At 38.2% G+C, this 25,972-nt stretch carries 13 protein-coding genes and 1 riboswitch; of the genes, 4 read left to right on the top strand and 9 right to left on the bottom strand.

Going from position 1 to position 25,972, the window contains the following annotated elements; translation table 11 throughout:
* Positions 1 to 8 precede the first annotated feature (8 nt).
* From hutI to hutH, 3 genes are read right to left on the bottom strand one after another with little or no spacing between them, the layout of a single operon-like run.
* Complete coding sequence (gene hutI, locus MHB42_RS01330) at positions 9 to 1,280, bottom strand: imidazolonepropionase (RefSeq protein WP_340803965.1); 1,272 nt, start codon at positions 1,278 to 1,280, stop codon at positions 9 to 11.
* Entirely contained in the window at positions 1,277 to 2,947 is a 1,671-nt protein-coding gene (hutU, locus tag MHB42_RS01325) for a urocanate hydratase (protein ID WP_340803964.1), read from the bottom strand. The genes hutI and hutU overlap by 4 nt, the downstream gene beginning before the upstream one ends.
* A 19-nt stretch (positions 2,948 to 2,966) precedes the next feature.
* Positions 2,967 to 4,481, bottom strand: a complete 1,515-nt coding sequence (hutH, locus tag MHB42_RS01320) for a histidine ammonia-lyase (RefSeq protein WP_340803963.1) — start codon at positions 4,479 to 4,481, stop codon at positions 2,967 to 2,969.
* A 228-nt stretch (positions 4,482 to 4,709) separates the two neighbouring features.
* On the opposite strand from hutH, the gene MHB42_RS01315 reads away from it, so the two are divergent.
* Positions 4,710 to 6,167 carry a helix-turn-helix transcriptional regulator gene (locus MHB42_RS01315; protein ID WP_340803961.1) on the top strand — a complete coding sequence of 486 codons (1,458 nt, stop codon included), beginning with the start codon at positions 4,710 to 4,712 and terminating at the stop codon, positions 6,165 to 6,167.
* Between the two features lie 458 nt (positions 6,168 to 6,625).
* Complete coding sequence (locus MHB42_RS01310; protein ID WP_340803960.1) at positions 6,626 to 8,131, top strand: catalase; 1,506 nt, start codon at positions 6,626 to 6,628, stop codon at positions 8,129 to 8,131.
* Positions 8,132 to 8,252: 121 nt separating this feature from the next.
* Here MHB42_RS01310 and thiC read toward each other — a convergent pair whose 3' ends face one another.
* The 4 genes from thiC to MHB42_RS01290 all read right to left on the bottom strand — a co-directional run bounded on the left by thiC (position 8,253) and on the right by MHB42_RS01290 (position 14,932).
* Entirely contained in the window at positions 8,253 to 10,031 is a 1,779-nt protein-coding gene (gene thiC / locus MHB42_RS01305; RefSeq protein ID WP_340803959.1) for a phosphomethylpyrimidine synthase ThiC, read from the bottom strand.
* A gap of 145 nt (positions 10,032 to 10,176) precedes the next feature.
* Positions 10,177 to 10,291, bottom strand: a riboswitch (TPP riboswitch).
* A gap of 62 nt (positions 10,292 to 10,353) precedes the next feature.
* Positions 10,354 to 11,283, bottom strand: a complete 930-nt coding sequence (locus MHB42_RS01300) for an AEC family transporter (RefSeq protein ID WP_340803958.1) — start codon at positions 11,281 to 11,283, stop codon at positions 10,354 to 10,356.
* 156 nt (positions 11,284 to 11,439) lie between these two features.
* The gene (locus MHB42_RS01295) at positions 11,440 to 13,446 is read right to left on the bottom strand and encodes a methyl-accepting chemotaxis protein (protein ID WP_340803957.1); all 2,007 of its coding nucleotides are present in this window, start codon (positions 13,444 to 13,446) and stop codon (positions 11,440 to 11,442) included.
* A 325-nt stretch (positions 13,447 to 13,771) separates the two neighbouring features.
* Positions 13,772 to 14,932, bottom strand: a complete 1,161-nt coding sequence (locus MHB42_RS01290) for a response regulator (protein WP_340803955.1) — start codon at positions 14,930 to 14,932, stop codon at positions 13,772 to 13,774.
* A 116-nt stretch (positions 14,933 to 15,048) separates the two neighbouring features.
* Here MHB42_RS01290 and MHB42_RS01285 point away from each other — a divergent pair, with 116 nt between their 5' ends.
* Positions 15,049 to 18,108, top strand: coding sequence for an ATP-binding protein (locus MHB42_RS01285; RefSeq protein ID WP_340803954.1), 3,060 nt, complete (start codon positions 15,049 to 15,051; stop codon positions 18,106 to 18,108).
* Positions 18,109 to 18,244: 136 nt separating this feature from the next.
* On the opposite strand, the gene MHB42_RS01280 is transcribed toward MHB42_RS01285, so the two are convergent.
* Positions 18,245 to 18,991, bottom strand: coding sequence for a peptidoglycan recognition protein family protein (locus MHB42_RS01280; protein WP_340803953.1), 747 nt, complete (start codon positions 18,989 to 18,991; stop codon positions 18,245 to 18,247).
* Between the two features lie 717 nt (positions 18,992 to 19,708).
* Between MHB42_RS01280 and MHB42_RS01275 the strand changes: the two genes are divergently transcribed.
* Positions 19,709 to 20,998 carry a hypothetical protein gene (locus MHB42_RS01275; protein ID WP_340803952.1) on the top strand — a complete coding sequence of 430 codons (1,290 nt, stop codon included), beginning with the start codon at positions 19,709 to 19,711 and terminating at the stop codon, positions 20,996 to 20,998.
* Positions 20,999 to 21,509: 511 nt separating this feature from the next.
* Here MHB42_RS01275 and MHB42_RS01270 read toward each other — a convergent pair.
* On the bottom strand, positions 21,510 to 25,883 hold the full coding sequence (locus tag MHB42_RS01270) for an S-layer homology domain-containing protein (RefSeq protein WP_340803951.1): 4,374 nt from the start codon (positions 25,881 to 25,883) through the stop codon (positions 21,510 to 21,512).
* Positions 25,884 to 25,972 lie beyond the last annotated feature (89 nt).

The raw sequence follows: 25,972 nt of genomic DNA, 5'->3' as shown, positions 1-25,972 counted from the left end.
CACTGCTCCTATTCTAATAGAATGCCATTTTGCACAACAATGCGACCATTTTTAATGACCGTATTTGTATGATTCATGCCGTAGAAATATTGTAATTGCTTATAGTTAGCAACGTCTAACAGAATAACGTCCGCCTGCTTATCTGCTTCAAGGGAGCCTATTTGTGCCCCCCGATTAATCGCATAGGCTGCATTAATCGTTGTGGCAGCTAATACCTCCTCTAAGGTCATGCCCATATGCATACAGGCTAAATTCATAATAAACGGCAAACTCATTGTTGGCGATGAGCCTGGATTAAAGTCTGTTGAAATGGCTACAGGTATACCTTCATCAATCATTAAACGCCCTCTTGCAAACGGTGCACGTAGGAAAAATGCTGTCCCTGGCAATAAAACGGCAATTGTGCCCGCTTCAGCCATTTTTTGAATGCCTTCATCAGAAGCTACTAATAGATGCTCTGCCGAAATAGCCCCTACCTCTGCCGCAAGCTCTGCGCCTTTATATGGCTCGATTTCATCCGCATGAATTTTCGGTGTTAAGCCAAGTGCTTTCCCAGCCTCTAAAATACGCCGTGATTGCTCTGGGGTAAAGACGCCTTTCTCACAAAATACATCATTAAATTCAGCTAAGCCTAGCTCCGCCACTTTCGGTAGCATTTCTCGAATAACAATATCAACAAAGTCATCCTCACGACCCTTATAGTCACGTGGAACTGCATGTGCGCCCATAAAGGTGCTAACAACATCAACGCTATGTGTTTCTTGGAGTTTTTTTGCTACCTCTAGCTGCTTCTTTTCAGTTTTCCAATCTAAGCCGTAGCCTGATTTTGCCTCAACTGTTGTCACACCATGCTTTAAAAATACATCTAAATGCTGCATTGTTTTTTCATATAATGCTTCAAAGCTTGTTTCTCTTGTACGCTTTGTTGTCGCATGAATACCGCCACCCGCATTCATAATATCCATGTAGGTAGCACCGTTGAGTCGCATATTAAACTCTTCCTCGCGTGTGCCACCATGCACTAAATGCGTATGACAATCGACTAGGCCTGGCATAACAATTTTCCCAGAGGCATCAATAATAGTTGCTTTTTTCGTCAAATCAGGAAAATCTATAGCTAACTGCTCAAATGACCCAACAGCTACAATTTTATCGCCTTCAACAAGTACACTGCCATTTTCAACAACTGCAAGCTCTCGCATCTGCTCCTTTGTTCGGGGTCCTTGTACATGGCTTTTTAGCGTAATGACTTCATTGGCATCCTTGATTAAAATGGTCACTTTACATCATCCTTTAACATTGGTATATGCACACCTTTGTTCTTTGCTGTTTGAATGGCAATATCGTAGCCTGCATCAGCGTGACGAGCCACACCCATACCTGGGTCTGATACTAATACACGGGCAATTTTCTCTGCAGCAAGCGCTGAGCCATCTGCTACTAATACTTGACCTGCATGCTGTGAATACCCCATGCCAACACCGCCACCATGATGTACACTTACCCAGCTTGCACCGCTCGCTGTATTGACAAGTGCATTTAAAATTGGCCAATCTGATACTGCATCCGAACCATCCAACATTCCTTCTGTTTCACGGTTTGGCGACGCAACTGAACCTGAATCTAAATGATCACGACCAAAAACAATTGGCGCTGATAATTCACCATTTGCCACCATTTCATTCACTTTTAAGGCAAAGCGATGGCGATCTCCATAGCCTAGCCAGCAAATACGTGCAGGTAACCCTTGCCATTTCACCATTTTTTGTGCCATATTAATCCAATTCACAAGACCCTCATCTTCAGCAAACATTTCTTTCGCAAGTGCATCTGTTTTATAAATATCCTCTGGGTTGCCTGACAGTGCTGCCCAACGGAACGGTCCCTTTCCTTCACAGAATAATGGACGAATATATGCTGGTACAAAGCCAGGGAAATCAAAGGCATTTGTCACACCCATCTCCTTAGCATAGGCACGAATATTATTCCCATAATCAAATACCTCTGCACCAGCTGCTTGGAATTCCAGCATTGTACGAACATGCTCTGCCATTGTTTCCTTTGCTCTACGCTCATATGTTTTTACATCTGTTTTACGGAGTTCCAATGCTTCTTCAAAGGTCATACCATTTGGTACATAGCCATTAATCGGGTCATGCGCAGATGTTTGATCTGTTACAAAGTCTGGAATAATGCCGCGATTTAGCAGCTCACGATTAACGTCTGCGCAGTTGCCAACAAGCCCAATTGAGGCTGGTTCTTTTTGGTCACGTAATTTATTCACTAATGCAATCGCTTCGTCCACCGTTTCCACGATGTAATCACAGTAACCTTCTTTAATTTTACGTTCAATACGTGCACGTTCTACTTCAACAACTAGAATGACAGCGCCTGCCATTTTTCCGGCTAAAGGCTGTGCACCACTCATACCACCCATACCACCTGTAAGGATGAATTTACCACGTAAATCCGCTGTGCCAAATACTTTCTTTCCTGCTTCTACAAATGATAAATATGTGCCCTGCAAAATGCCTTGAGCACCAATATAAATCCAGCTACCCGCAGTCATTTGTCCATACATCATTAAATCTCTATCCTCTAATTCATAGAAATGCTCCCAGTTTGCCCATGCTGGTACTAGGTTTGAATTAGCAATTAATACACGTGGCGCATGCTCATGTGTACGGAATACTGCTACAGGCTTTCCTGATTGAACAAGCAATGTTTCATCATTTTCTAATTCCTTTAACGAGGTAATGATTTGCTCATAGCATTCCCAATTGCGCGCAGCCTTACCAATACCTCCATAAACAATTAGCTCATCTGGATTTTCTGCCACCTCAGGGTCTAAATTGTTCATCAGCATACGCAGTGCCGCTTCCTGTGTCCAGCCCTTGCATGTTAATGTATTTCCCCTTGGTGCACGAATATTTGTTGTTGTTTTCATACGCCCATCCCCTTTAATATTATTTGGATAATGTCACTAAATCATTGCTCTCTAATAAATATTTCGCTAGTGCTTCAATCTCATCACCGATTGGTTGATCTGCTAATAATGGTGGACAGTGTTCACGTACCTTCTCTAAATATTGGCGTGTTGCTGGAGCTAGTTGCTCTTCTGCCTTATCTAAATAAATTGCCTGTGACGCACAAATCATCTCAATTGCTATAACACGAGCCGCATTATGAACAATTTGTCGTACTTGACGAGCCGAAGTTGTGCCCATACTAACGTGATCCTCTTGGTTACCAGATGTAGGAATTGAATCAACACTAGATGGATGTGCCAGCACTTTATTTTCTGACACAATGGACGCTGCTGTATACTGCGCAATCATAAGCCCACATTCAATGCCAGGATTTGTTGCTAAGAATGGTGGTAATCCTTCATTTAATTGCGGATTGACCATGCGTTCTGTACGGCGCTCTGAAATATTTGCCCATTCACTAACACCAACTTTTAAAAAGTCCATTGCTAAAGCAATTGGCTGACCATGGAAATGCCCACCTGATAGCACCTCGCCATTTTCTAAAACAATGGGATTATCCGTTGTCGCATTCATTTCTGTTTGTACACGACCTTCTGCATAGAAAAATGATTGCCAAGAGGCTCCATGTACTTGCGGAATACAGCGCAGTGAATACGCATCTTGCATACGAATTTCTCCTTGTTTTGTGACACGCTTACTGCCCTCAAGCCACTTGCGAATACGACCACCAACAAGCTCTAATTCTGGGTGTGGTCTTACCGCTAAAAGTGCTGGATCAAATGCCGATGTAATTCCTTTTAATGCTTCAAGCGTTAAACTAGCCGCCATATCCGCAGCAAGTCCAATGCGCTCAGCTTCATTTACCGTTAGTACACCAATACCAGTCATTGCTTGTGTTCCATTTACAAGTGCCAAGCCTTCCTTAGCCTGAAGTCGAACAGGCGAAAGTCCTGCCTGCTGCAATGCTTCACTGCCCATCATCACCTGCCCGCTAAACTCTGCCTTACCTTCCCCTACTAGCACTAAGGCTAAATGTGATAATGGCGCTAAATCGCCACTCGCCCCAACTGAACCTTGTGAAGGCACAATAGGATGGACTCCTTTATTAATACAAGCTATTAATAGCTGTACCGTGTCCTCACATATACCTGAAAATCCTCTTGCTAAAGCATTCGCACGTAATACCATCATCGCCCGCACAACATCTGTTGGAAACGGCTCACCAACACCCGTTGCATCTGAGCGTAATAAATTTAACTGTAGAAGCTCGATATCCTCATCGTCAATTTTGATATTGCTTAGCTTGCCAAAGCCTGTATTAACACCATAAATCGTTTGTCCTTCTGCTAAACGTTTTTCAATACGCTCTCTGCTTAAGCGAATACGTGCTACGCTCTCCGCAGAAAGTGCAACCGTTGCATCTCCCTTTACGATTTGTTCAACTTGCTGTCTTGTTAATGTATTGCCATCAAGCTCGATGATTGACTTCACATGACATCCCCCTGTTTCTTATATGGCTATATAAAAATTTTTATTAAGCGCTTTCACATGCATTTAAAAATAATCAATTACTCTATTTACATTGTACTAACTCCCTTTTTCGGAATATAGAGAATTTTAAAAGAGGAAATATGATTTTTTTCAGATTTTTATGTTATTTTTAATAATATAATCGTATTTTTATATAAAACTAGAATATTTTAAGGAAAGGTGATTAACATGAGGCTGCTATTATTTGACAAAGATTCTACAGAGCTAGCAGGAATAAAATGGTTTTTACATACATATTTTCCGGGCGATATTGTTATTGAAATATGCACAATTACCTCAGAGGTATCTCAAAGCATTCGGCAATTTAAGCCTGATGCCATTCTCGTCAATATTGATTTATTGTCAAGTCAGCATTTAACCGCTCTTTATCGTGATGTACAAAAGCTATCTATTGCAACTTTAGCTATGACAGCTGAACCGTTATTTAAAAATGCATTAAAGGCAATTGAGTTACAAGTAGCGCATCTTTTTGTAAAGCCTATTGATTTAGAGGTATTAAAGCAGCAGCTTACAGCTATCTCACTTCGCACACCACAGTTTATGGAGCACATTCAAGAAACTACAAACGAAAGCTTTTACTATCAATTATTTTTAGATCATACGCCTAATGCTATCGAAACCGATATTATCTTTACAATGATTGAGCCTGAACATGCCGACACCTTTTCTAGGCTCTATAATTGGCTGCAACAAACACCGATTCATTTTTATATGAAAAGCTATCCATTATCAGAGAAAATTGTCTGCCTTTTTCAAACAAATAATCTCAAAATGGTGGAAAAGGATATGCGTACATTAATGAAAGAGTGGCACGTGATGAGTAATAGCTCTTTAAATATAGGCATCTATGATGGTACACCTACAACCATTAAAAATATGTATATCTCAACAACACGTGCACTCTATCAAAGCTTTTACGAGGGCTTTGGGCAAATCTTTTATGCTAGCAAGCAATTTGAAGCACAGCCTTTCGATCCTTTATTAACGCCCGAGGAGCAGCAATTATTAATAAGCAGCTTAGAGGATAGCAATATCGGAGCTGTAAAAGCATTTTTATATCGTTTGGCGAATGAGGGCGTCTATTATGAGCAGGATGACCTACGCATCCATCTTACAAGTGTTTTGGCGCAAATTCGACGCTTTATGCTGAAATATAAATTGCATGAAAAAGCAGTTGTGGAACAAAACTATCGTCAGCTCTTTCATTTAATTATTGAGCATCCTATATTGTATACAATTCTTAATGGCATTATTGCCTTTACTCAAAGCTTAATTGAATTGGCACGTGAAGCTCGTATGGAAAAAAGAGCAGACTATGTTGAGCTTGCGTTAGAGATTATTGACCAGCAATTTAAAAATAGTACGCTATCTCTACCATATGTTGCACAGCAGCTTGGCATTAGTCCTAATTATTTAAGTACCATTTTTTCAAAGAAGCAGGGCTTACCATTTAAGCGTTATTTACAACAGCTAAGAATTCAGCATGCTACAAAAATGCTTATCGAAACAGATTTTGCGATTAGTGAAATTGCCCAATTAAATGGCTTTGATGACCCCAATTATTTTATTAAAATATTTAAACAGCACGTTGGGATTACACCTAATCGCTATCGTAAAACGAAATAATAGCGCTTTCAATAATTTTCAATTAGTCTATTCTATTTTCAATATCATTTTGCAATACTTATCAATTACGTCCTAGTGTAATTGTACCTGTCGCTAATGCTTTTGGTACATAAAGCATCTGACACTTCACTTTCGCGCAAAAAAGATTTGTCGCTTCACTTTCGATACAAAAAGAATTTGCTGAACCAAGATAAATCTTTTTAGTAGGATGTTTAAAAATGCCTTAAATAAGGTAGAAACTATATATAGGAATTAAAACAATGTCCATTGCCGCTGCTTGTTTTGACTTTACCTATGTATGTATAAAGCTTCTGTTCTCTACATATAATTATACTTTATCTTTAAATATATAAATTCTTTAACGATAATTATTATAATGTACTAGCAATTCTAGTTTATATTTGTTATAGTTATATACGAAGAGTTTGACTCACATTTTTTTCAGGAGGTAAACTAATATGACAAACGCAAATGATCGCAGCCGTCGCTTTACAACAGCAGGTGGTGCTCCAGTAGTAAGTAACCATGACTCTATGTCAGCAGGTCCACGTGGCCCTCTTTTACTTCAAGATGTATGGTTGGTTGAAAAGTTAGCGAACTTCAACCGTGAAGTAATTCCTGAGCGTCGCATGCACGCAAAAGGTTCTGGCGCATTCGGTACATTCACTGTAACGCATGATATTACAAAGTATACAAAGGCAAAAATATTCTCAGAGATTGGTAAGAAAACAGAAATGTTCGCTCGCTTCTCTACAGTTGCTGGTGAACGTGGTGCTGCAGATGCTGAGCGTGATATTCGCGGCTTTGCACTTAAATTCTATACAGAGGAAGGTAACTGGGACTTAGTAGGAAACAATACACCTGTATTCTTCTTCCGTGACCCACTACACTTTACAGATTTAAACCACGTGGTAAAGCGCGACCCACGTACAAACATGAAAAATGCTAATTCTAACTGGGATTTCTGGACTTCATTACCAGAGGCTCTTCATCAAGTAACAATCGTTATGTCTGATCGTGGTATTCCAGCTGGTTATCGCAATATGCATGGTTTTGGCTCTCATACGTATAGCTTTATTAATGCTGATAACGAGCGTGTATGGGTGAAATTCCATTTCCGTACAGAGCAAGGCATTAAAAACCTAACAGGTGCTGAGGCTAATGAAATCATTGGTCAAGATCGTGAGTCTTCACAACGTGATTTATATGAAGCTATCGAAAAAGGTGATTTCCCTAAATGGAAAATGTATATTCAGGTAATGACTGAGGAACAAGCTCGTGAATTACCATATAACCCATTCGATTTAACAAAGGTTTGGTATAAAAAAGACTTCCCATTAATTCCTGTAGGGGAGTTTGAGTTAAATAAAAACCCAGACAACTATTTTGCAGAGGTAGAGCAAGCTGCATTTGCACCATCTAACATTATTCCTGGTATTAGCTTCTCACCAGATAAAATGCTACAAGGTCGTATCTTTGCATATGCTGATGCACAACGCTACCGTCTTGGTGTAAATCACTATATGCTACCTGTTAACGCACCAAAATGTCCATTCCGTACATTCCATCGTGATGGCGCTATGCGTTTTGATGGCAACCTTGGTTCAACTTTAGGTTATGAGCCAAATAGCTACGGTGAATGGGAGCATAACTTAGACTATAAAGAACCTGAATTACGCATTGATGGTCATGCAGGTATTCATGATTTCCGTGAAGATGATAATAACTACTTTGAGCAGCCAGGCAAGCTATTCCGTTTAATGACTGCTGAAGAGCAACAACGTTTATTCGAAAATACAGCGAATGATATGGCTTCTGTTGAAGAATTTATTAAACGCCGTCATATTCTTCACTGCTATTTAGCTGACCCAGCATATGGTGAAGGTGTTGCAAAAGCAATGGGTCTTTCATTAGATGGTATGGACCTTACAAATCCATATGTTCAGCAAACAACAAACGTTTAAAATTCCACTTATTATTGATATCCAAATCCAACTTTTACTCCATGTGAATAATATATTCACATGGAGCTTTTTTATATGAAAAAGGCTTGTGTCAAACAAAGTTGACGCAAGCTCCCTTTCATTATTGATAAATCTGACTGCCCGCTTTTTGAAACTCTTCTGCCTTTTCCTTCATACCTTGATGGATAGCCTCCGTTGCCGTTAGCTCCTTTTCTTTCGCATAGTTACGAATATCCTGTGAAATTCGCATACTACAGAATTTAGGTCCACACATCGAGCAAAAGTGTGCCGTCTTTGCTCCCTCTGCTGGCAAGGTTTCATCATGATATTCTACTGCACGCTCAGGGTCTAATGATAAATTGAATTGATCTCGCCAGCGGAATTCAAAGCGTGCTTTTGATAGCGCATCATCTCGTTGTTGTGCACCTGGGTGTCCTTTTGCTAAATCTGCCGCATGTGCAGCGATTTTATAAGTAATAACCCCTACTCGAACATCCTCACGATTCGGTAAGCCAAGATGTTCCTTCGGCGTCACATAGCAGAGCATCGCTGTGCCAAACCAACCGATCATTGCTGCGCCAATAGCCGATGTAATATGATCATAACCAGGAGCAATATCTGTTGTTAGTGGCCCTAATGTATAGAAGGGGGCTTCCTTACAAACCGCTAATTGCTTATCCATATTTTCTTTAATCAGATGCATCGGTACATGACCTGGCCCCTCTACCATCACCTGAACATCATGCTGCCAAGCAATTTGCGTTAATTCCCCTAATGTTTCAAGCTCTGCAAATTGTGCCTCATCGTTGGCATCAGCTATGGAGCCTGGGCGTAAACCATCCCCTAATGAAAAAGCAACATCATAGGCTTTCATAATTTCACAGATTTCCTCAAAATGTGTGTAAAGGAAATTTTCCTGATGATGATATAAACACCATTGCGCCATAATCGAACCACCGCGTGACACAATGCCTGTTACACGACTTGCTGTAAGTGGTACGTAGCGCAATAGCACGCCTGCATGGATCGTGAAGTAATCAACACCCTGTTCAGCTTGTTCAATAAGCGTATCACGATAAACTTCCCATGTTAAATCCTCTGCCACACCGTTTACTTTTTCCAACGCCTGATAAATTGGTACTGTGCCAACTGGTACAGCAGCATTTCGAATAATCCATTCTCGTGTTGTGTGAATATGCTTACCAGTCGATAGGTCCATAATTGTATCAGCACCCCAGCGTGTTGCCCATGTCATTTTTTCAACCTCTTCTGCAATTGAGGATGATACAGCAGAATTGCCAATGTTTGCATTAACCTTTACATGAAAATTGCGCCCAATAATCATTGGCTCAGCCTCAGGATGATTAATATTAGAAGGCATAATAGCTCGTCCTGCTGCAATCTCTGAACGAATAAATTCTGGGTCCATATTTTCACGTATCGCCACAAACTCCATTTCAGGTGTAATGATTCCTTGTCGTGCATAGTGAAGCTGTGTAACATTTCCCCCCCTTTTTGCACGTAAAGGCTTTCTTGTCAATTTAGGGAAGACGTTTTCTTGCATGCGTGGATCGTCTGCATGGCGAAAACCATTATCCTCTGGTTTAATCGTACGTCCCTCATATTCCTCAACATCCTCACGCCCTTGTATCCATGTACGTCGTAAAGCTGGCAACCCTTTTGTAATATCTACCTGATAATTTGGGTCTGTATAGGGCCCACTCGTATCATATACTCGCACTGGCGCATTCTCCTCATCCCCAAAGCTACCAGTTGTCGGACTTAATGCAATTTCACGCATAGGCACTAAAATATCTGGACGTGACCCCTCTACATATACCTTCTTGCTTCCTTCAAAGCTTGACATAATCATCATGTTCTTTTCACTAATTTCTGACATAAGCTAATTCTCTCCCTTATATATATTGTGATACAAGGACCGAATCTAGCTCACCCCAACAAAATAAATAAAAGCCGAATCCAAAATAATCATTTGGATCCGGCTGTCAATGTAAAGGTCTATTGATTGCATATAATACTATGATGCAATAGCTTCTTAACTTTCCCACGCTGGTATGAGCCAGATCAGGTCCAAAGGGTCAAGAAACCTCTAAGCGTTTCCCTCTCAGCCTGACTCATCAGACTCCCCTAGTTAATACTATTTAGTTTGATGCTAGTGTAGCAGATATTGCTTAGAGATGGAAGCTTATTTTTTCTTTTAGCTATGCAAACAATATTTCTGCCAGATAAATAACAACTGTTACCGTTATACAGCTAACAATCGTTGAAAATAATACGGTTTGTGCAGCGGTTTCTGATTCCACATCATATTCTAATGCTAAACTAGAGCTGTTACGGGATGTTGGAAAAGCACTAGCAATTAGTAAAGATTGTGCAACAACTCCGTCCAAGCCCAATAGAAAAATAACTGTTAATGCTATAGCTGGCCCAATAATTAAGCGTGTAAAGCAACTAATAAAAACCGTTTTATTAAACATTGATTTCATTTCAAGCTGTGATAGCTGTGCGCCTAAAGTAATTAACGCCACCGCAATAAAGCCATCCGCTACATGGTCTATAGGAATTCTAATAAACTGTGGAATACCAATATTCCAATAATTCATTGCGACACCAATAATAAGTGCGTGAATAATCGGCATTTTAAAAAAGTCTTTAATAATTGTAAGACCTGATTTAGTGGAGGAAATTAAATTATATAACCCGTATGTATAAGTTGTCATATTTTGAAAAATAACAAGAATCACCTGAATCGCTACACCAATTGGCTGTGTTGCAAAAATCATCTGGGCAACAGGAATACCATAATTACCAGAGTTAATGAGTACAACACTATTTTTAAAAACAGCTGTTTCTGTTTTGGCTAAGCCTAATCCCTTTGCTAAAAAGTGACTAAGCAGCATTTGACTACCTATAAAGAGTACAATAAATAGGGCAACCTCTCCAAGCACAGATAGCTCTACACTTGTTTCATATAAATTAATAAAAACAGCTGCAGGCATAAAGCAATATGTAATAAGTTGTGATAATGCTTTTAAATTAAAGCGAAATTTCTTTTGTAGTATAGCACCTACTACAAGTAGCACTAAAATAGGTGCAACAATTTGGAAAAAAATCATACCAAGATAAGTCATATAAACGCTCCCTCCCCCTTTGTCTGGCTATCCGTCATTTTCAATCCTCTATCTGCCATTTTCAGCAACCTATCCGCCTCTTTCCATATTCTATCCGTCAGCTCCCCTTTTACAGCAAGGCTAAAAAGACTGCCTTTGATTAGGCAGCCCCTTCCCTTATGCAAGCTTAAATCGATTCACGACTTCTTGCAACTCCTTAGAAATATGATTCATATTGTCAATAGACTCTGCTACCTTTTGTAGCTCTGCTTGTTGATCCATTGCAGAAGCACTTACTTGTTCAGCAGAGGCAGCAGTTTCCTCCGAAATAGCTGAAATGCTTTGGATTGCCATAATTGCCTGGTTTTTATGTTCCAGCATATGTGCAAGCTTATTCATTAGTTCATTGATGGAAGTAGCGATGGATTGTGATAGCTCGCTATTATCTTTAAAGGCTAGCTGTGTGCTTTGTACGGATTCGTTTTGGGCTTGCATTAAATCTGCATTCGAAGCAATTACAGCAACAGCCTGATGGGAATTATTCAGTATACTTTCTACAGTGTCCTTAATAATTTCTGTTTCACTTTTCGATTGCTCAGCTAGTTTTTTTACTTCATCTGCTACAACTGCAAATCCTTTGCCATATTCACCTGCACGTGCAGCCTCAATGCTTGCATTTAAAGCTAATAGATTTGTTTGCTCTGTAATGCTTTGGATAGAGGCAATAATTTGATTAATATTATTAATACTGGACCCTAAAGACTCAATTTGCTGTTGAACCCGCCCATTCATCTCATTTGTTGCTATATTACGTTCACGCAAGCTTGTAACCTCTTGCATGCCCTTTTCTGTTGTTGCATTTGTTCGATGTGCTAGCTCCTCCATTTCATTGGAAAGCATCGTAAGAGCATCAATTTGCTCGGCTAAATCCATCATTCGATAATTCGTTTCTTCTGTATCCTCGGATTGCTTAGACGCTCCCTGCGCAATTTCATTGATAGCTACTGAAACCTCTTGACTCGAAGCAACAACTTCATTAAAAGCCTCAAAAACTTGGTTGGAGGATTGACTCAATAATGTCGTAGAATTTAATACTGTTTGCATCGCATGGGTATTTTTATCAAGCATATTATTATAAGCAGATGCTACCATGCCAATTTCATCGGCCTTAATATATTTCTCATCTACTTTTTGCGTCAAATCTCCCTCTGCCGCTCGTTCAATCGATGCACGTAAAAATTTTAATGGCTTTAACTGTCGATAAATAAAGAGCACACTTGCAACAGCCATAAGCGTAACCATAATAATGGATGCTATCACTGCAAACATTGATACATAATGATACGTTTCTAAAATTTTTGATTCGGGCAGCACAATTTGAACAGTCCATGTTTCATCGATGTCCTCTAAAATCATTGGTGCAAACACATTAAATGCATTTTCCTTTAACTGCTCAGAATCCAAGTATAGCGTTGTGATTTCGCCATTTTCCATTGTTTCGCTAATACTTGCCCAAGCAGCATCCTCCTGCATATTATGCCCACCTAGCTCTTCACCAAAGCTATTGGCTGTCAGCACACCTTGATTTGTAATAATAGCAGCATAGCCACCCTCTGGTGCAATGGATTCTGTTAACCCATTTAAGAAGTCAATGGACATATCAGCTGTCAATACGCCAAAAAACGTCCCTGAAGCATTGACTAATGGCACTGAAATAGTTGTCATTAATACAGTTTGTCCGTTTACATTATAGTTATAGGGCTCCGTTAAAACCGCTCGCTTCTCCTCTTTTGGAATCCAATACCAATCGGCAACACTTTTATCATCAGCTCCTTCAATTAAAGCAGCCGTAATATCACTATTATTTTTACTTAAATAAGGGCTGAAACGCTGTTTTGAATCTACTAATGTAGCGGCTTCAGACGGCTCAAACGTAATAGAACCCTGCTCAAAAATAGCACCTACACCTACTAAATCATCGTTATTAGTTAAATTACCTTCCATTATATCTAGAATAGCTTTTGCAGATAACGCACCATTTTTTCCCATACTTTCGACCATGCGTTTTGTTGTTAGCAATGTCGTATTCACTTTTTTAAAACGCTCGCTCATAATAGCTACTGAAGATTCAGCCGTTTCCAACGCTCCATGCTCTGAATCTTTCATACTTTGATTTTTTATCATAGCTCCAGTTATAACGGTATAGGTTATAAATAGCACTAGAAATAGTCCTATTATAAGAGAGGATAATTTTAAAGCAATACCTCTAGATTTTTTCATCTCTAGCACCTCACTTTTACATTAATAATAAAGGATACCTATCTATATCACAATAAATTATTTATTGAATATAGTAAAAAATTACTGATATTATTGTAAAGATTTATCCGATAAATAGAGGGACTTATGGCTTACTTTAAGGTAATAAATGTGACAGATAGTATCGCAAAAGATGCTTCAGCCACAAAAAAATGCCGAAGCACTGATTTAACAGCGCTTTGGCATTTTCCTAACTAAAGGCATCTATACGTGATAGATTATTAATTTGCTTCCAGCTTTGATACCAGCTTTCAATTTCCTCATTTGGCTCTACCGCCAAATGCTCTTGAAGCATTCTCTTTAATAGTAAATATTGCTCCTCTACAGCAGCTACATTATCCAGTAATTCGTATAGCTTCATTAAAGTAAGATACGTTTCCTCTTCATCTGGACAGAGTGCTTTCACTTTTTCCTGCACTTTCACAGCAGCAATATAATTTTCATTTTTAATATAAAATTCAGTTAATTGGGAAGTATGATGTAGCAGCAGTCGTCTTAGACGCTCCCTTTCACTCTCAGCCCATAGATAATCACAATCTCCTAAATAATCACCCGTATACATTTGGAAAACTTGCTCGTGTTCCTCTACTGTTGTTCGCTGTAAAGGAGGCAATGCTTTTAGACGAAGTAGCCATTGTTCAACATCAATCACCGTATTTTCAACTAGTAATCTATAACCAGAATGTAGCAAAGGACTTGAAATTTGTATACCACCTAGCCCATAGTTTTTTAATGTTTTACGTATTGTATAAATCGCTGTATAGAGCTGTTTCGATGCTTTATCGATATCATATTCTGGCCAAAATAGCTCTAAAATAGTATCACGATAAATCACCTCATCACGATGATTAAGCATATAAGAAAATAATTCCTTCGCCTTGGATGTTCGCCATTTCATAAGCTGTGTCTGACCGTCTGGTGACACAACATAAAGTCCTCCAAAAAGCTTAAGCATTGTATGCTTTGTGATAGTCTTGTCGCTTTTACTTGTAACTTTATCAAGTCGTTCCAACGTTTTTTCTAAACGTGAATTTTGTATAGGCTTTAATAAATAATCAATCGCATGCAAATTAAATGCATCAATCGCATACTGATCAAACCCAGTAGTAAAAACAATTTCCACATGGGGTAATAATTCTTGAATTTTTTCGCCTAATGCTAAACCGTCCATACCAGGCATTACTATATCCAAAAATACAACATTCGGTTGTAGCGTTTCAATATCATTCAATACCTTCAGAGAATCAGTATACTCGCCAACGATCTCAATTCCAGGAACATTACTTTTCTCAAGTAAGGCTCTTAATCTCGCTAATGGCAAATGTTCATCATCTACTAGCACGATTCTCATACGTATCCCCCCTTTAGCCTTATTCCTTATATTATTATCGTTTACTTTTTAGAAAACTTGATAGAGAAGCTACTACTTTAGAAGGTGAACTAGCGTTATCCGTCGAAAATATTGCTATGATGAAAAACAAAAAACTAAAAATATTAATAATTTCTGGATTATTTTTTTGCTTCCTTACCACGCTTCGATTTACTTGGATGGATTTCACCAATATTTCAGAAGGAGTCGATGCTCAACAAGGGGTGGTCGATTTAACAGGCATAGATACCAGCCATAATTTTAAAGTTAGGTTACAAAAAGAGTGGGAGCTCTATCCCAACACCCTGCTTTTTTCAGAAAGCACCAAACCTTTAGGGCAACAAAAAGTTTATACAAATCAGCCTGAAGCTTGGGATGCATATTTTCAGCATAACGATGAAGTTCGTTATGGCTCTTATCGTTTAAAAATTTTAAAGGAACATGCTTCTCCTCAGATGTATGGTATCACAGTACCTGAAGGCTTAGCTCCTTATGAACTTTATGTAAATGGTCAATTAATTGGAGGACTTGGAAGCCTGACCCTAGATAATAGGTCCACCTCTCCCATAGGTAGACCTATTACGCATTATTTTACGCTAAATACAAATGAAAGCGAAATCATTATTCAGGGTGTTCAAGTAAATCATTATGTACAAGGTGGTTTTAGCCGTGAAATAATTTTTGGTGACTTGCACTCAATGAAACAGGCTGCCTACTTTTCTATCACAACTCAATTGGCTGTTTGCTTAATTTTCGCCTTTTATTTACTCTTTACAATTTTAATATGGGCTATAGGTATTCGAGATAAATCACTTCTTTACTTTGCAATGATTCTTATTTCTACATGTGTTACAGTACTCGTTTCCAGCAATAAAGTTTTATATAACTATATACCGATTAATTGGATTTGGGCAAATAGGCTGTTTTATTTTTCATACATCAACAATATGTTGTTCTTTGTACTATTTCTACGTGAATTGATGAAGAAATATGCTAAGCCCAAAATATTGACAATTGTCCCATTGATCTGTGCTGCCTATCTATTATTTATTTTAACAGCGCCCATTGAAATTATTCTTAAAACAAAAATTATATTTATCATACTTTTTATTATCTCCCCTATTATTATAACTATTTTCATGTTGAATATAGCTATTAAAGGGCAAAAAGGTGTAATCTTTTTATTATTAACTGGAACAGCTGTAGCAACAAATTCATTATTTTTCTCTTTAAAACAAAATAAAATATTACCTTATAGTCATTATCCCTTTGATTTGCTAATCGGCATTACTGCTTTATCAGCATTTTGGTTTACACGTTATTTCCAAACAACCATCCAAACGGAAGAGCTTTCTGTAAAATTACAAAAAGAAATTCATACAAAGGATGATTTTTTAGCAAATACCTCTCATGAACTACGCAACCCACTGCATGGCATGATGAGTATTGCTCAAACACTGTTAGCCAAGCAAAATCAATCCTCCGCTCAGCAAGACCAAGAGGATTTACGCCTACTCGTAAGAATTGGTAACCATATGACCTCTATGCTGGATGATTTATTAGATTTAGTGAAATTAAAAGAAAAAACACTACGATTACAGCCTAAGCCATTAAATACGTATACAATCGCCAGTGGTGTCTGCAATATGTTTCGTTTTATGCTAAAGGGCAAGCCTATTGAGCTTATTGTGCGTATACCAAAAGATTCTCCCCTTGTCTTAGCAGATGAAACACGAATTATTCAAATTTTTTCTAACCTAATTCATAACGCGATTAAATTTACTGAACAGGGCTCCATTAGTATTGAGGCTGAAGTAAAAGGTAAGAAATTGTATATATCAGTAATAGATACTGGAGCTGGCATTGACGAAGATATGCAAAAAAGAATTTATGAGCCTTATGAGCAGGCTGATTCCACAATGGCAGCTATTAGTGGTGGGCTTGGACTAGGCTTAAGTATTTGTCAGGAGCTTATATCCTTACATGGCGGTACAATGTCAGTGCAGTCTACTATTGGCAAAGGGTCAACTTTTACTTTTTCATTACCAATTGCTAAAACGCACAACATAACAGGTGACACATCTAATACAATGCAGGATACAGCATTATTCAAGTATGCTCCATTAGTAGATGATTTCTCGGTGGAACCCGGCATTGCAGCTTCTACTGATGATAAAAATTCATTAGTAACAAGCCGTTCACGAGTTCTTATCGTTGATGATGATGCTGTCAATCTGCAAATACTTGTAAATGCATTTTCGACAGAGCCGTTTGAAATCGAAACAGCGTTAAGTGGAGCTGAGGCACTTGAAAAACTTCAAGAAAATAGTTTTGACTTAGTCATTTCGGATATTATGATGCCGCATATGTCTGGCTATGAGCTGGCTGAGCATATTCGTGGAAAATTCTCTATTGCAGAGCTACCAATACTATTCTTAACAGCTCGACAGCAAAGCGAGGATATCCGAACTGCCTTCTCAAGTGGAGCAAATGACTATGTTAAGAAGCCAATGGAATATATGGAGTTAAAATCACGCGTGCAGGCACTTATTCAAATGAAACAGTCTAGCGAGGAACGGCTTCGTATTGAGGCTGCGTGGCTTCAAGCACAAATACAGCCTCATTTTTTCTTCAATACTCTAAACTCTATTATTTCGTTACATGGTATAGATGATGAAAAAATGGAGGAATTATTGCTTGCCTTTAGTGATTATTTACAAATGAGCTTCGATTTTAAAAATGCTGATTTAATCGTGCCAATTGACTATGAATTAAAGCTTGTTCGTGCCTATCTTGCTATCGAGCAAATTCGCTTTGTTGATAAAATACAAGTAATATGGGATATTCCTCAGCATATCAAGTTATTTGTTCCTCCTCTAACTATACAAACGCTTGTTGAAAATGCTATCCAACACGGTATTTTACAACAGCGAGAAGGCGGCACTATCACGATTTCTATTAAAGAGGGGGAGAAGTATTTTACAATAGCTATATCGGATAATGGCGTTGGCTTTGAGCATAACGGCTCTAAAAAGAAATCAAGTGTTGGTCTTGTCAATACGGAGCAGCGTCTAAAGCAGTTATTTGGGGTCACACTAACAATAAATAGTGTGATTGGTCAAGGCACAATAATTTCCTTTTCCATTCCTAAAAATTAATAGAAAATAAAGTCAAAAAAGACCAAGCTTACAATAAAGAAGCCTGGTCTTTTTTGGTTTGTTTAAGGTTTAAGACATTGACAAGATTACATAGAATAGCTTATCACAGCGTTCTAAACAAATTCTAAACAATACACTATTCAGCAATGACATTTGTTATTTTTGAAAGCTGGGCAGCCTTTATTTTTTTCTCAGCTATCTTCGCTTCAGCCTTACTTTGAAACGCCTCTGTTTTCAACCTCCACTTACCGCTAATCTGCTCAATATATACACCCCAGCCAAAGCGATATGTCAATACATCATGTGCATTTTCAGCAGCCTGTCGCGTTTCATATGTACCTGTTACAACATAATATGGCTTTATATCTTCTAATACTTTTCTTTTTCGCACAGTTCCTACCGGTGCATTTTTGACCCATGAAATAAATTGCAACCAATTAACTTGCCCTTCTCGCATTTTTCTGGGACAATTTTTTCCGTTAAAGTAATGATGCTGAACTACATTCTCAATCGGAATATTTTCTTCCTTCATAATTCTAGCAACAACCTCAGCTGTATTATGAAGAGCTTGCAAATAGTTGCCATCCGAATTTACGCATATTGTAATTTGAATGCCTTGTAAATTTCCTTTAGCCGATCCTGCCCCTCCACAGGCATGGTCAAATTCGAATGACTGAACAGCCTCTTTATCGTCCACCGTTAAATGCCAACTAGCCTCTCGATTGATACCATTAAACTGTAAGCGAGCATAGGCGTCTGCATCGGCTCCTAATTTTTCATTATCTGTTTCATGAATAATAATATATTTCTTTGTATTTTGTTTACCATAAGTTACTTTAGCTGCCTGTGCTTCGGGAACTAAATATTGACGCCATACCACCATTGTATCCCATCCCCTCAAATCATCGTTGACATTTTTGCATTAAAAACATCCGCAATTCTTTACTATTTCTTAAGAAAAATACGTTACTTCTAGCTTACGTCAAAGGGCTAAACAAGTTCTGAACAAGCCTAATACAACAGAAAAATGACTAGGCATTGGAATACCTAGTCATTCTTGATACTTGTACGCTGTGTTTCTCACAATAATCATGTTTATACACTAACATACATAACCTCACCAACTTCTAAACAATTAATAACAAAACAGGCGAAGGGCTGCTCCTTGCCTGTTTTGTTTCTTACTTATTATGCTAGCTGCTCGTTACCATCCTCAGCGATATAATAAGAATGTGTAGTGGCTGCCTCTTCAATTTCTTTAAATGCCCAGTGCTAGAAGAGCAACCTCTACAAAATATCTACATTGATTATTGCTCAAAAATGTTCATTCTTACTTAACTGCTACATAAGCACTGGAATATAAGAAACAGGTAATGCTGCTTAACATTACCTGTTTTACTCATTAACTTTATCCATCTTGCCTTTTTTATAGGTACTGAAGTTGTGAAACTCAAACAAAGAAATTATAACCATTCTACCTATTCATTCAAAAAATGCATAAAAAAATTCTAGGCTATGCTAAAATTAATGTAACACCATATATTGGGCGAATTTCCGTTTCATCGACTATCTATCATAAAAATAGGGGGCATCTTATCATATGAAAAACAAAAAAAGATTGGCCTTGCTGTCTTTGGTTGCTGTTCCTTCACTTCTTTATAATGCACCAGCATTAGCAACTGAAGTGACAGAACATACAGCAGCAACTTACATAGCCAATAATTATTACAATGCGAATGTATCGAATACTATACAGCTTATTAACAATATTAATAATACAACAGCCACTTTCCAGACCAATTTAGAGGCAGCGTTAAAGGCTTATAATGCTTTAACAGAAATAGAAAAACAATATGTCACAAACTATTCCACATTGTCAGCACATCAGCAGACAAGAGGGGATTATCGTAGACTTGCTGCTCAAATTGAAGAAAAGCTAGCTTCTGTAGATTCTTCATCTATTAATTATTACTCCAATGTAATAGAAACAAGAGATTGGTATAACAGGTTGAATGCTGCACAAAAATCCTTTGTCAGTGAAGCTGCCAGAAAAATATTAACATCCTATATTGCACCAAACACAACTATCTCTAAGGTCGTTCATAAAATTCAGTTACTGAATTCATCTCGACTCTCATTTCATAAGGATGTAGCTGATGCTAGAGCTGAGCTGAATGCCCTGCGTAAGTTTTCCAATGCCTCTTTACCTACTGGCATTGAGCAATTGTTGCTAGATGCAGAGCAGCTTGTAGTAAAGGATAAGGCTGCGGCCAAGGAAGTAGAAAATGCCATTGCTGCTTTATCGCCAAAAACATCCACTGTGCAGGACGTACAAAAAGTAAAGACAGCCTTTGAAGCCTTAACACCTGTCCAGCAGCAACTTGTACCAAATGTTTGGACATTAGTAGATTTTGTCCAAGGAGAATATACATTGCCGACAAAGGAGAATATTCCAAAAATCCCTGAGTCATCAATTAGCGCAGCCGTTCCAGGTAAAATCACAGCAATGACTAAAAGCAAAAATACGTATAAAGCTAAAATTAATGTTTCAGCAGCTGAGGTGGATACAGAGCGTTTTATTTTAACAACGAAAAATAAAATGACCATTATTATTCCACCGCTCTACACACTTATTAATGAGGATGAGGGTGTGATGGATATTCAGGTAATGAAAAGAGGCAATCGTATTACACTTACAGCTACATTAAATAACAAGCCTGTAGAATTTGATGCCAATATGGAAATTATTATAGAGGGGCTACGACGAAATGCAATGATTACTCGTGTAAATGGTTCCGACGATTCAGCTCCATTTGAGTTTACAACGGATGGTCTGCGTCACTTTATTCAAACTCCTACTTCAGGTGCATTCCTAATTAAATACAACTAAACTGCATACATCTATTCTTAAACATATCGCTTCCCTATTTACTTGATAGGAAAGCGATATGTTTTTATTATTTATTGTTTATTAGTTTTTCAACCTGATCCAACAACATGCAGAGGATTGGCTAACACATTATAAAATCCGAGAAAAAATAATGTGTCCGCTGCAAACCGTTATAGAGATATTTGGAAAGCCCCCCTGCTGTACAAACCAACCATACTTATTTAGTCAGATGAGGGATGATATGTTACATAAAAACAGCAAGCATGACAGATATAATGACAACTCTAATATCATTAAAGGAGAACATCCTATTAACCGTCCCCTAACAATTAGCGTAAATGAAATGCTTAGGTGATAAGAATGTTTACACTCAATATACAAAGTTCAACGAGGAGGACCATGTTACTATTCTTTCTAGTATGCTTGGTTGAATTCCTCGGTTCTTATATACCTAGTAGCCTAAAAATTAAAAACCAAGTAGGTCTGTGTAAGCCTACTTGGTTTTGGGTATTTATGGTGTATCAAGGATAGGATTGCGGTAACCAACCTTTGCATAGAATTTATGGAAATTACCATATTTATCTTCTAAGACAATCGTTACATAGTCACCTGTGAAGAATTTAGCTGGGTGCGTAAATTCTACCGTAATACGTGCTACATTAGTTGCTACTGTTCCTGTTCCTTTTGCTAATGAACTATTTGTACCGTCATTAACTGTCTGAATAACTTGTGCTGCTGTTCGATTCTGAATAACAGATTCTGTTGTTCCTGCTGTATCAGATAGATAGTAGTATTTCAATAACTCACCATTCTCATAAATTTGTTCCTCTGCTCCTAACAAGTCAAATGTCGCTTGAACTTTTCTATGGTCATTAGTTGTATTCAAATCACTAAGCTGAATTTCCATAAATGTTGCATCCAGTGTACGGTATAGATATTGAGCAGCATTCACAAACCTATGTCCCTCATAGCCTTGAATAACAAAGTCTCTTACCTCTGTTGTATCATCATTCATTGTCACCGTAATTGTTTGATTTCCAGTATTCGGTGCTATCGGCTGAATAATAAGCTGACTGTCCCTTGTTGTATTCGTGCCTACTGTATAACGGACAGGTTCATATTGGTTTGTTACATCCACATCGTTGCCATTTGCATCTTTTGTAGTAATTGTTAGAATATCTGCTAAATCAAGAGCAACTGTATCTCCTGTTGTTACCAATTTAGATTTACCATCTGCCTCACGTATAATTGTTTCGCTAAATGTAATGGTAAAGGTATTATCACTATTACGGTAAATTAATCCAGGATAATCCCGATTATCCATTGGTGACCTCATACCGATTTTCGGTGGCGTACCATCTGAATAGAAATCTTGCTTCATTAAGCCCGCTGCTGTTCGATTATGGTCATTATAGTCACTATTTGCTCGGTAAATCGTAAAGTTACCGTATGTGTCTTCAGCTCCAACATACACAACATAGTCTGTATGAGGCTTTAATGTTACACCTCTTGCCTCTACTGTTCCAGAAAGACCGCTTCCTATTTTTTCAACGGATGGTCTACGTTTTAATTCAGCTTCTAAACGTTGTTCATTTGCTGGAACACTTAAGTTCGCATCTGGATTGTCAATCCAATTCCCATCTGCATCCTGAATTTTCTTTTCAACAAACCAGTAATGCACCTTTGCTGTTTCATTTGTTTCAAAGCTAATGGTTGCTTTTGTATCATTATTTTCCATTGGCTTAATTTCCAAGCCTCGGATAAGTGGTGCTTTCACATCATTAAATACTTCTCTTGGACCTGCAATTCGAGAAAGCTCACCACCACGATCTCTTAATATCATATAAACAGAGTAATTATTAAATGGATTTAAGGCATTTTGTGCTACAGATACAGGGAATCTTTGTGTAGCTGTTTCTAAATCGGCTGTACCTGTGCCGCTTGTCACATAAATATTCTCGCCATCTATTTGGAATTTATTTGATCTATCTGTACTACTAAATTCATTAATAAAATCACGCTCTGTAATTTCGTGATCTGTTAAGTATTGCTGTAATGTTTTTGTTTCACCATTATCTACCACTACATTCGGTAAAATCATATAGTAGTATGTTCCAGCCTTATTTGGTCTGAATTCAACCTCTGCTCGTCTAAATCCATCCGATTCATCAGCCCTATTGATAACATTTTCAATTGTTATAACAGGCATTACTGTGTCCGCATGCTTATATTCTGCATAGTTACGCACTGGGTCGCCCGGCTGTACAGTATTTATATTTTCAAATGCATTGTCTGCCAAGTCCTTCACATCAGGCAATACTGTTACACGCAATGTATCGCCATTAACAAACCCTGTGTCAGATGGAATTGTTAACAATACTCTTCGACTACCTGGCGTGTATTCAACAGCAGATGGTTTAATTCCTCTTTCTCCAGATACATTGACAATAACCGTACCTGTTAATAAATAATTATTAATATCATTAGCACTTTCTGGGTCTAGTGCCTCGCTTACAGTTAGCTCAAACTGATTATTGTTTCTTCTTACTAACTGACCTGCCTCTACATATGGATGAACAAGATCAAGCTCTGACGTTGTAAATTCTCGCGCGGCTGGAGGGTCTACTGATAAGTTGCCTGAAACATCCCTCATCACAACATATAGCTGATACGTTGTTTCAGCCTCTAAGCCTGTTAGCATTCCTTCAATACCTAACTCACCAGCTCTTGCATTGCCACTGCCTGTTGGGTTGGCAATAATATCTTCTGTTGTTGGGTCTGGTGCTGTTGTTTGTGGGCGTACATAGTAGTAGTAATCCCCAGGCTCGCTTGCTGTAAATCTAAATTCTGCACGTGTGCCTCCATGTAAAGGTGTTACTTGGAGTGATCTTACAACTGGCGGTGAGGCATCCTTCATTTGGAACGATTGTGACACAATATCCGACGCATTCTTCGCTCCATCTACAACTAAAATATAAATCTCATATTCTTTTTTCTCACCAAGATTGGAAACTCTAATCGTATTTGTACCGTTCACGGCCGCACCTGTGCCATGTGCTACATTTTGATTAGAAAGACGATCAATCATTTCTCGTCTTGTTGGTGCATCTGCATCCGCTTCACGCACAATATAGTAGTATGTGCCTACCTCATTTGAATTGAATCTCACTTCAATTTCACTGCCATTTAGTACTTCCAGCGCTGTAATGCTGACAGTAGGCTTTGTTTTATCATCAGGCTGCTGATTATCAATATCATCTTTATCAATCGGCTTGCCATCTGGGTCTGTAATACTCCCTACGTTATCTTTATCCTCAAGGAAGTCATCAAAGATATTGTTTGGTGTTTCATCTTTAGGAATAATAACTTTATCTATATATGTGTAGTCGCCAATATCAATCTTGCCATATTTATTATCAACATATAATGTACCAATCCGCCCATCAATATATAGCTCAAGGTCAGTAGAACTATTGTAATTAATCCAATCGATATTGCCTTCGCCATAAATTGTAAGCTTCGTTTTTGTATTAAGATTTAATGTACCAATATCGCCTTGAATCTCAAACTCTCGGACATTTCCAGTAATATCTATACGTGGTAGCTTTGTATCAGTTTCGATTTTCGTATTGGATTGTGATACGACTAAACGCGCAACCGTGCTATTATAAAACACTAGATGCTTATCAACATTTTTCATTTCCTGCTTTTCTTTTGACCAGTTTACAAAAGGCGGATTATTATCTGGATTTGGCTTTGTCCAATTTTGCAAATCATTTGTTGAATTGTTAGTAGATGAATTCTCTTCCTCATTATCAGGATTAGACCAATTGATAAAGGAAGTATTTAAGCTTGCCACACGTCCTGTTGTTAATGACTGACTATATGGTGTACCTAGACGTAATGGCGGGCGTACTGTTTCATTAACAAACATTGTCCCTGTTAGTGTAATATTTGAAAATTCGATATAGTTACCATTTACAACGATAGTTGCTCCAAGGGAACCATAGTCACCATCCAGTTCAAGGAAATCCGAGCTTGTGCCACTTGCATTTAATGTTAATTTTGACACGGAGCGAAGTCTTTTTCCTGAAAGCTCCCCCTCAATAAGTGCGCCTTTTAAAACAGCCGCATTATCTTCGTTGAAAATATGCGTAAGGCTGTCTGAAACTGTATAGGCATCTCCATTGATATAAATAGCATCATCATCAACTTTGGTAATTTTAAAAGATGTTTCATTACTCTTTTTCTCTTGTGCACCAACAACAAAAGATGCAAATTGTCCACGTGTTACAGGCTCAAATGGAGCAAATGTAACAGGTGTTGTTCCCTCCGTAATATCCAAATCAATTAATGTTTGAATATAAACAGCATTGCTAGAGTTGCTATCAACATCTTTGAATATATGATTATACGTAGGAGATACCTCTAAATTAAAGGCTAATACGATAATTTTAGCTAGCTCACCACGTGTCATAACTTCATTTGGCATAAATGTGCCATTTGAATAACCAGACATAATACCTGCATCTTGTAATGCTGCAACAGCTCGATAATATTCGCTGCTTTTAGGTACGTCCTTATAGTAAGGATCCTGCACATTTTTTGTATCTAATTTCAACGCAGCTACTAGCATTTTTGCTGCCTGCCCACGTGTTACATTCAAATCTGGTCGGAATGTGTTATCTGAAAAACCGTTAATAACACCTTGCGAATGTAATTTTAATATATCGTTATAATGATCTGAGTATTGGTCAATATCCTTAAAGGGTGATGTTGCCGCTTCCGCTTTGTGCGATGGAGGCACAACAACGGCAATTCCACTTGTAGCAAATACTGTAGCGATCAAGGCTTTATTTACTTTTTGGATTTTAGTTTTATCCATCTCACTCTTCCTTTCACTTATGTATCGTGATACGTACAAATATCATTTTTCCATACTCTTTATATCGACCAATAGCTAGCGAACCTTCA

The organism is Lysinibacillus sp. FSL K6-0232 (assembly GCF_038008325.1).
GTDB lineage: Bacteria > Bacillota > Bacilli > Bacillales_A > Planococcaceae > Lysinibacillus.
This window is presented reverse-complemented; position numbering and strand designations above follow the sequence as displayed.

Excerpts from the sequence above, each read along its gene's own strand:
- MHB42_RS01270 (WP_340803951.1), bottom strand. The coding sequence starts at position 25,883 with ATGGATAAAACTAAAATCCAAAAAGTAAATAAAGCCTTGATCGCTACA.
- MHB42_RS01290 (WP_340803955.1), bottom strand. The coding sequence starts at position 14,932 with ATGAGAATCGTGCTAGTAGATGATGAACATTTGCCATTAGCGAGATTA.
- hutU (WP_340803964.1), bottom strand. The coding sequence starts at position 2,947 with ATGAAAACAACAACAAATATTCGTGCACCAAGGGGAAATACATTAACA.
- MHB42_RS01275 (WP_340803952.1), top strand. The coding sequence starts at position 19,709 with ATGAAAAACAAAAAAAGATTGGCCTTGCTGTCTTTGGTTGCTGTTCCT.
- MHB42_RS01300 (WP_340803958.1), bottom strand. The coding sequence starts at position 11,283 with ATGACTTATCTTGGTATGATTTTTTTCCAAATTGTTGCACCTATTTTA.
- thiC (WP_340803959.1), bottom strand. The coding sequence starts at position 10,031 with ATGTCAGAAATTAGTGAAAAGAACATGATGATTATGTCAAGCTTTGAA.
- MHB42_RS01280 (WP_340803953.1), bottom strand. The coding sequence starts at position 18,991 with ATGGTGGTATGGCGTCAATATTTAGTTCCCGAAGCACAGGCAGCTAAA.
- MHB42_RS01315 (WP_340803961.1), top strand. The coding sequence starts at position 4,710 with ATGAGGCTGCTATTATTTGACAAAGATTCTACAGAGCTAGCAGGAATA.
- MHB42_RS01295 (WP_340803957.1), bottom strand. The coding sequence starts at position 13,446 with ATGATAAAAAATCAAAGTATGAAAGATTCAGAGCATGGAGCGTTGGAA.
- MHB42_RS01285 (WP_340803954.1), top strand. The coding sequence starts at position 15,049 with ATGATGAAAAACAAAAAACTAAAAATATTAATAATTTCTGGATTATTT.
- MHB42_RS01310 (WP_340803960.1), top strand. The coding sequence starts at position 6,626 with ATGACAAACGCAAATGATCGCAGCCGTCGCTTTACAACAGCAGGTGGT.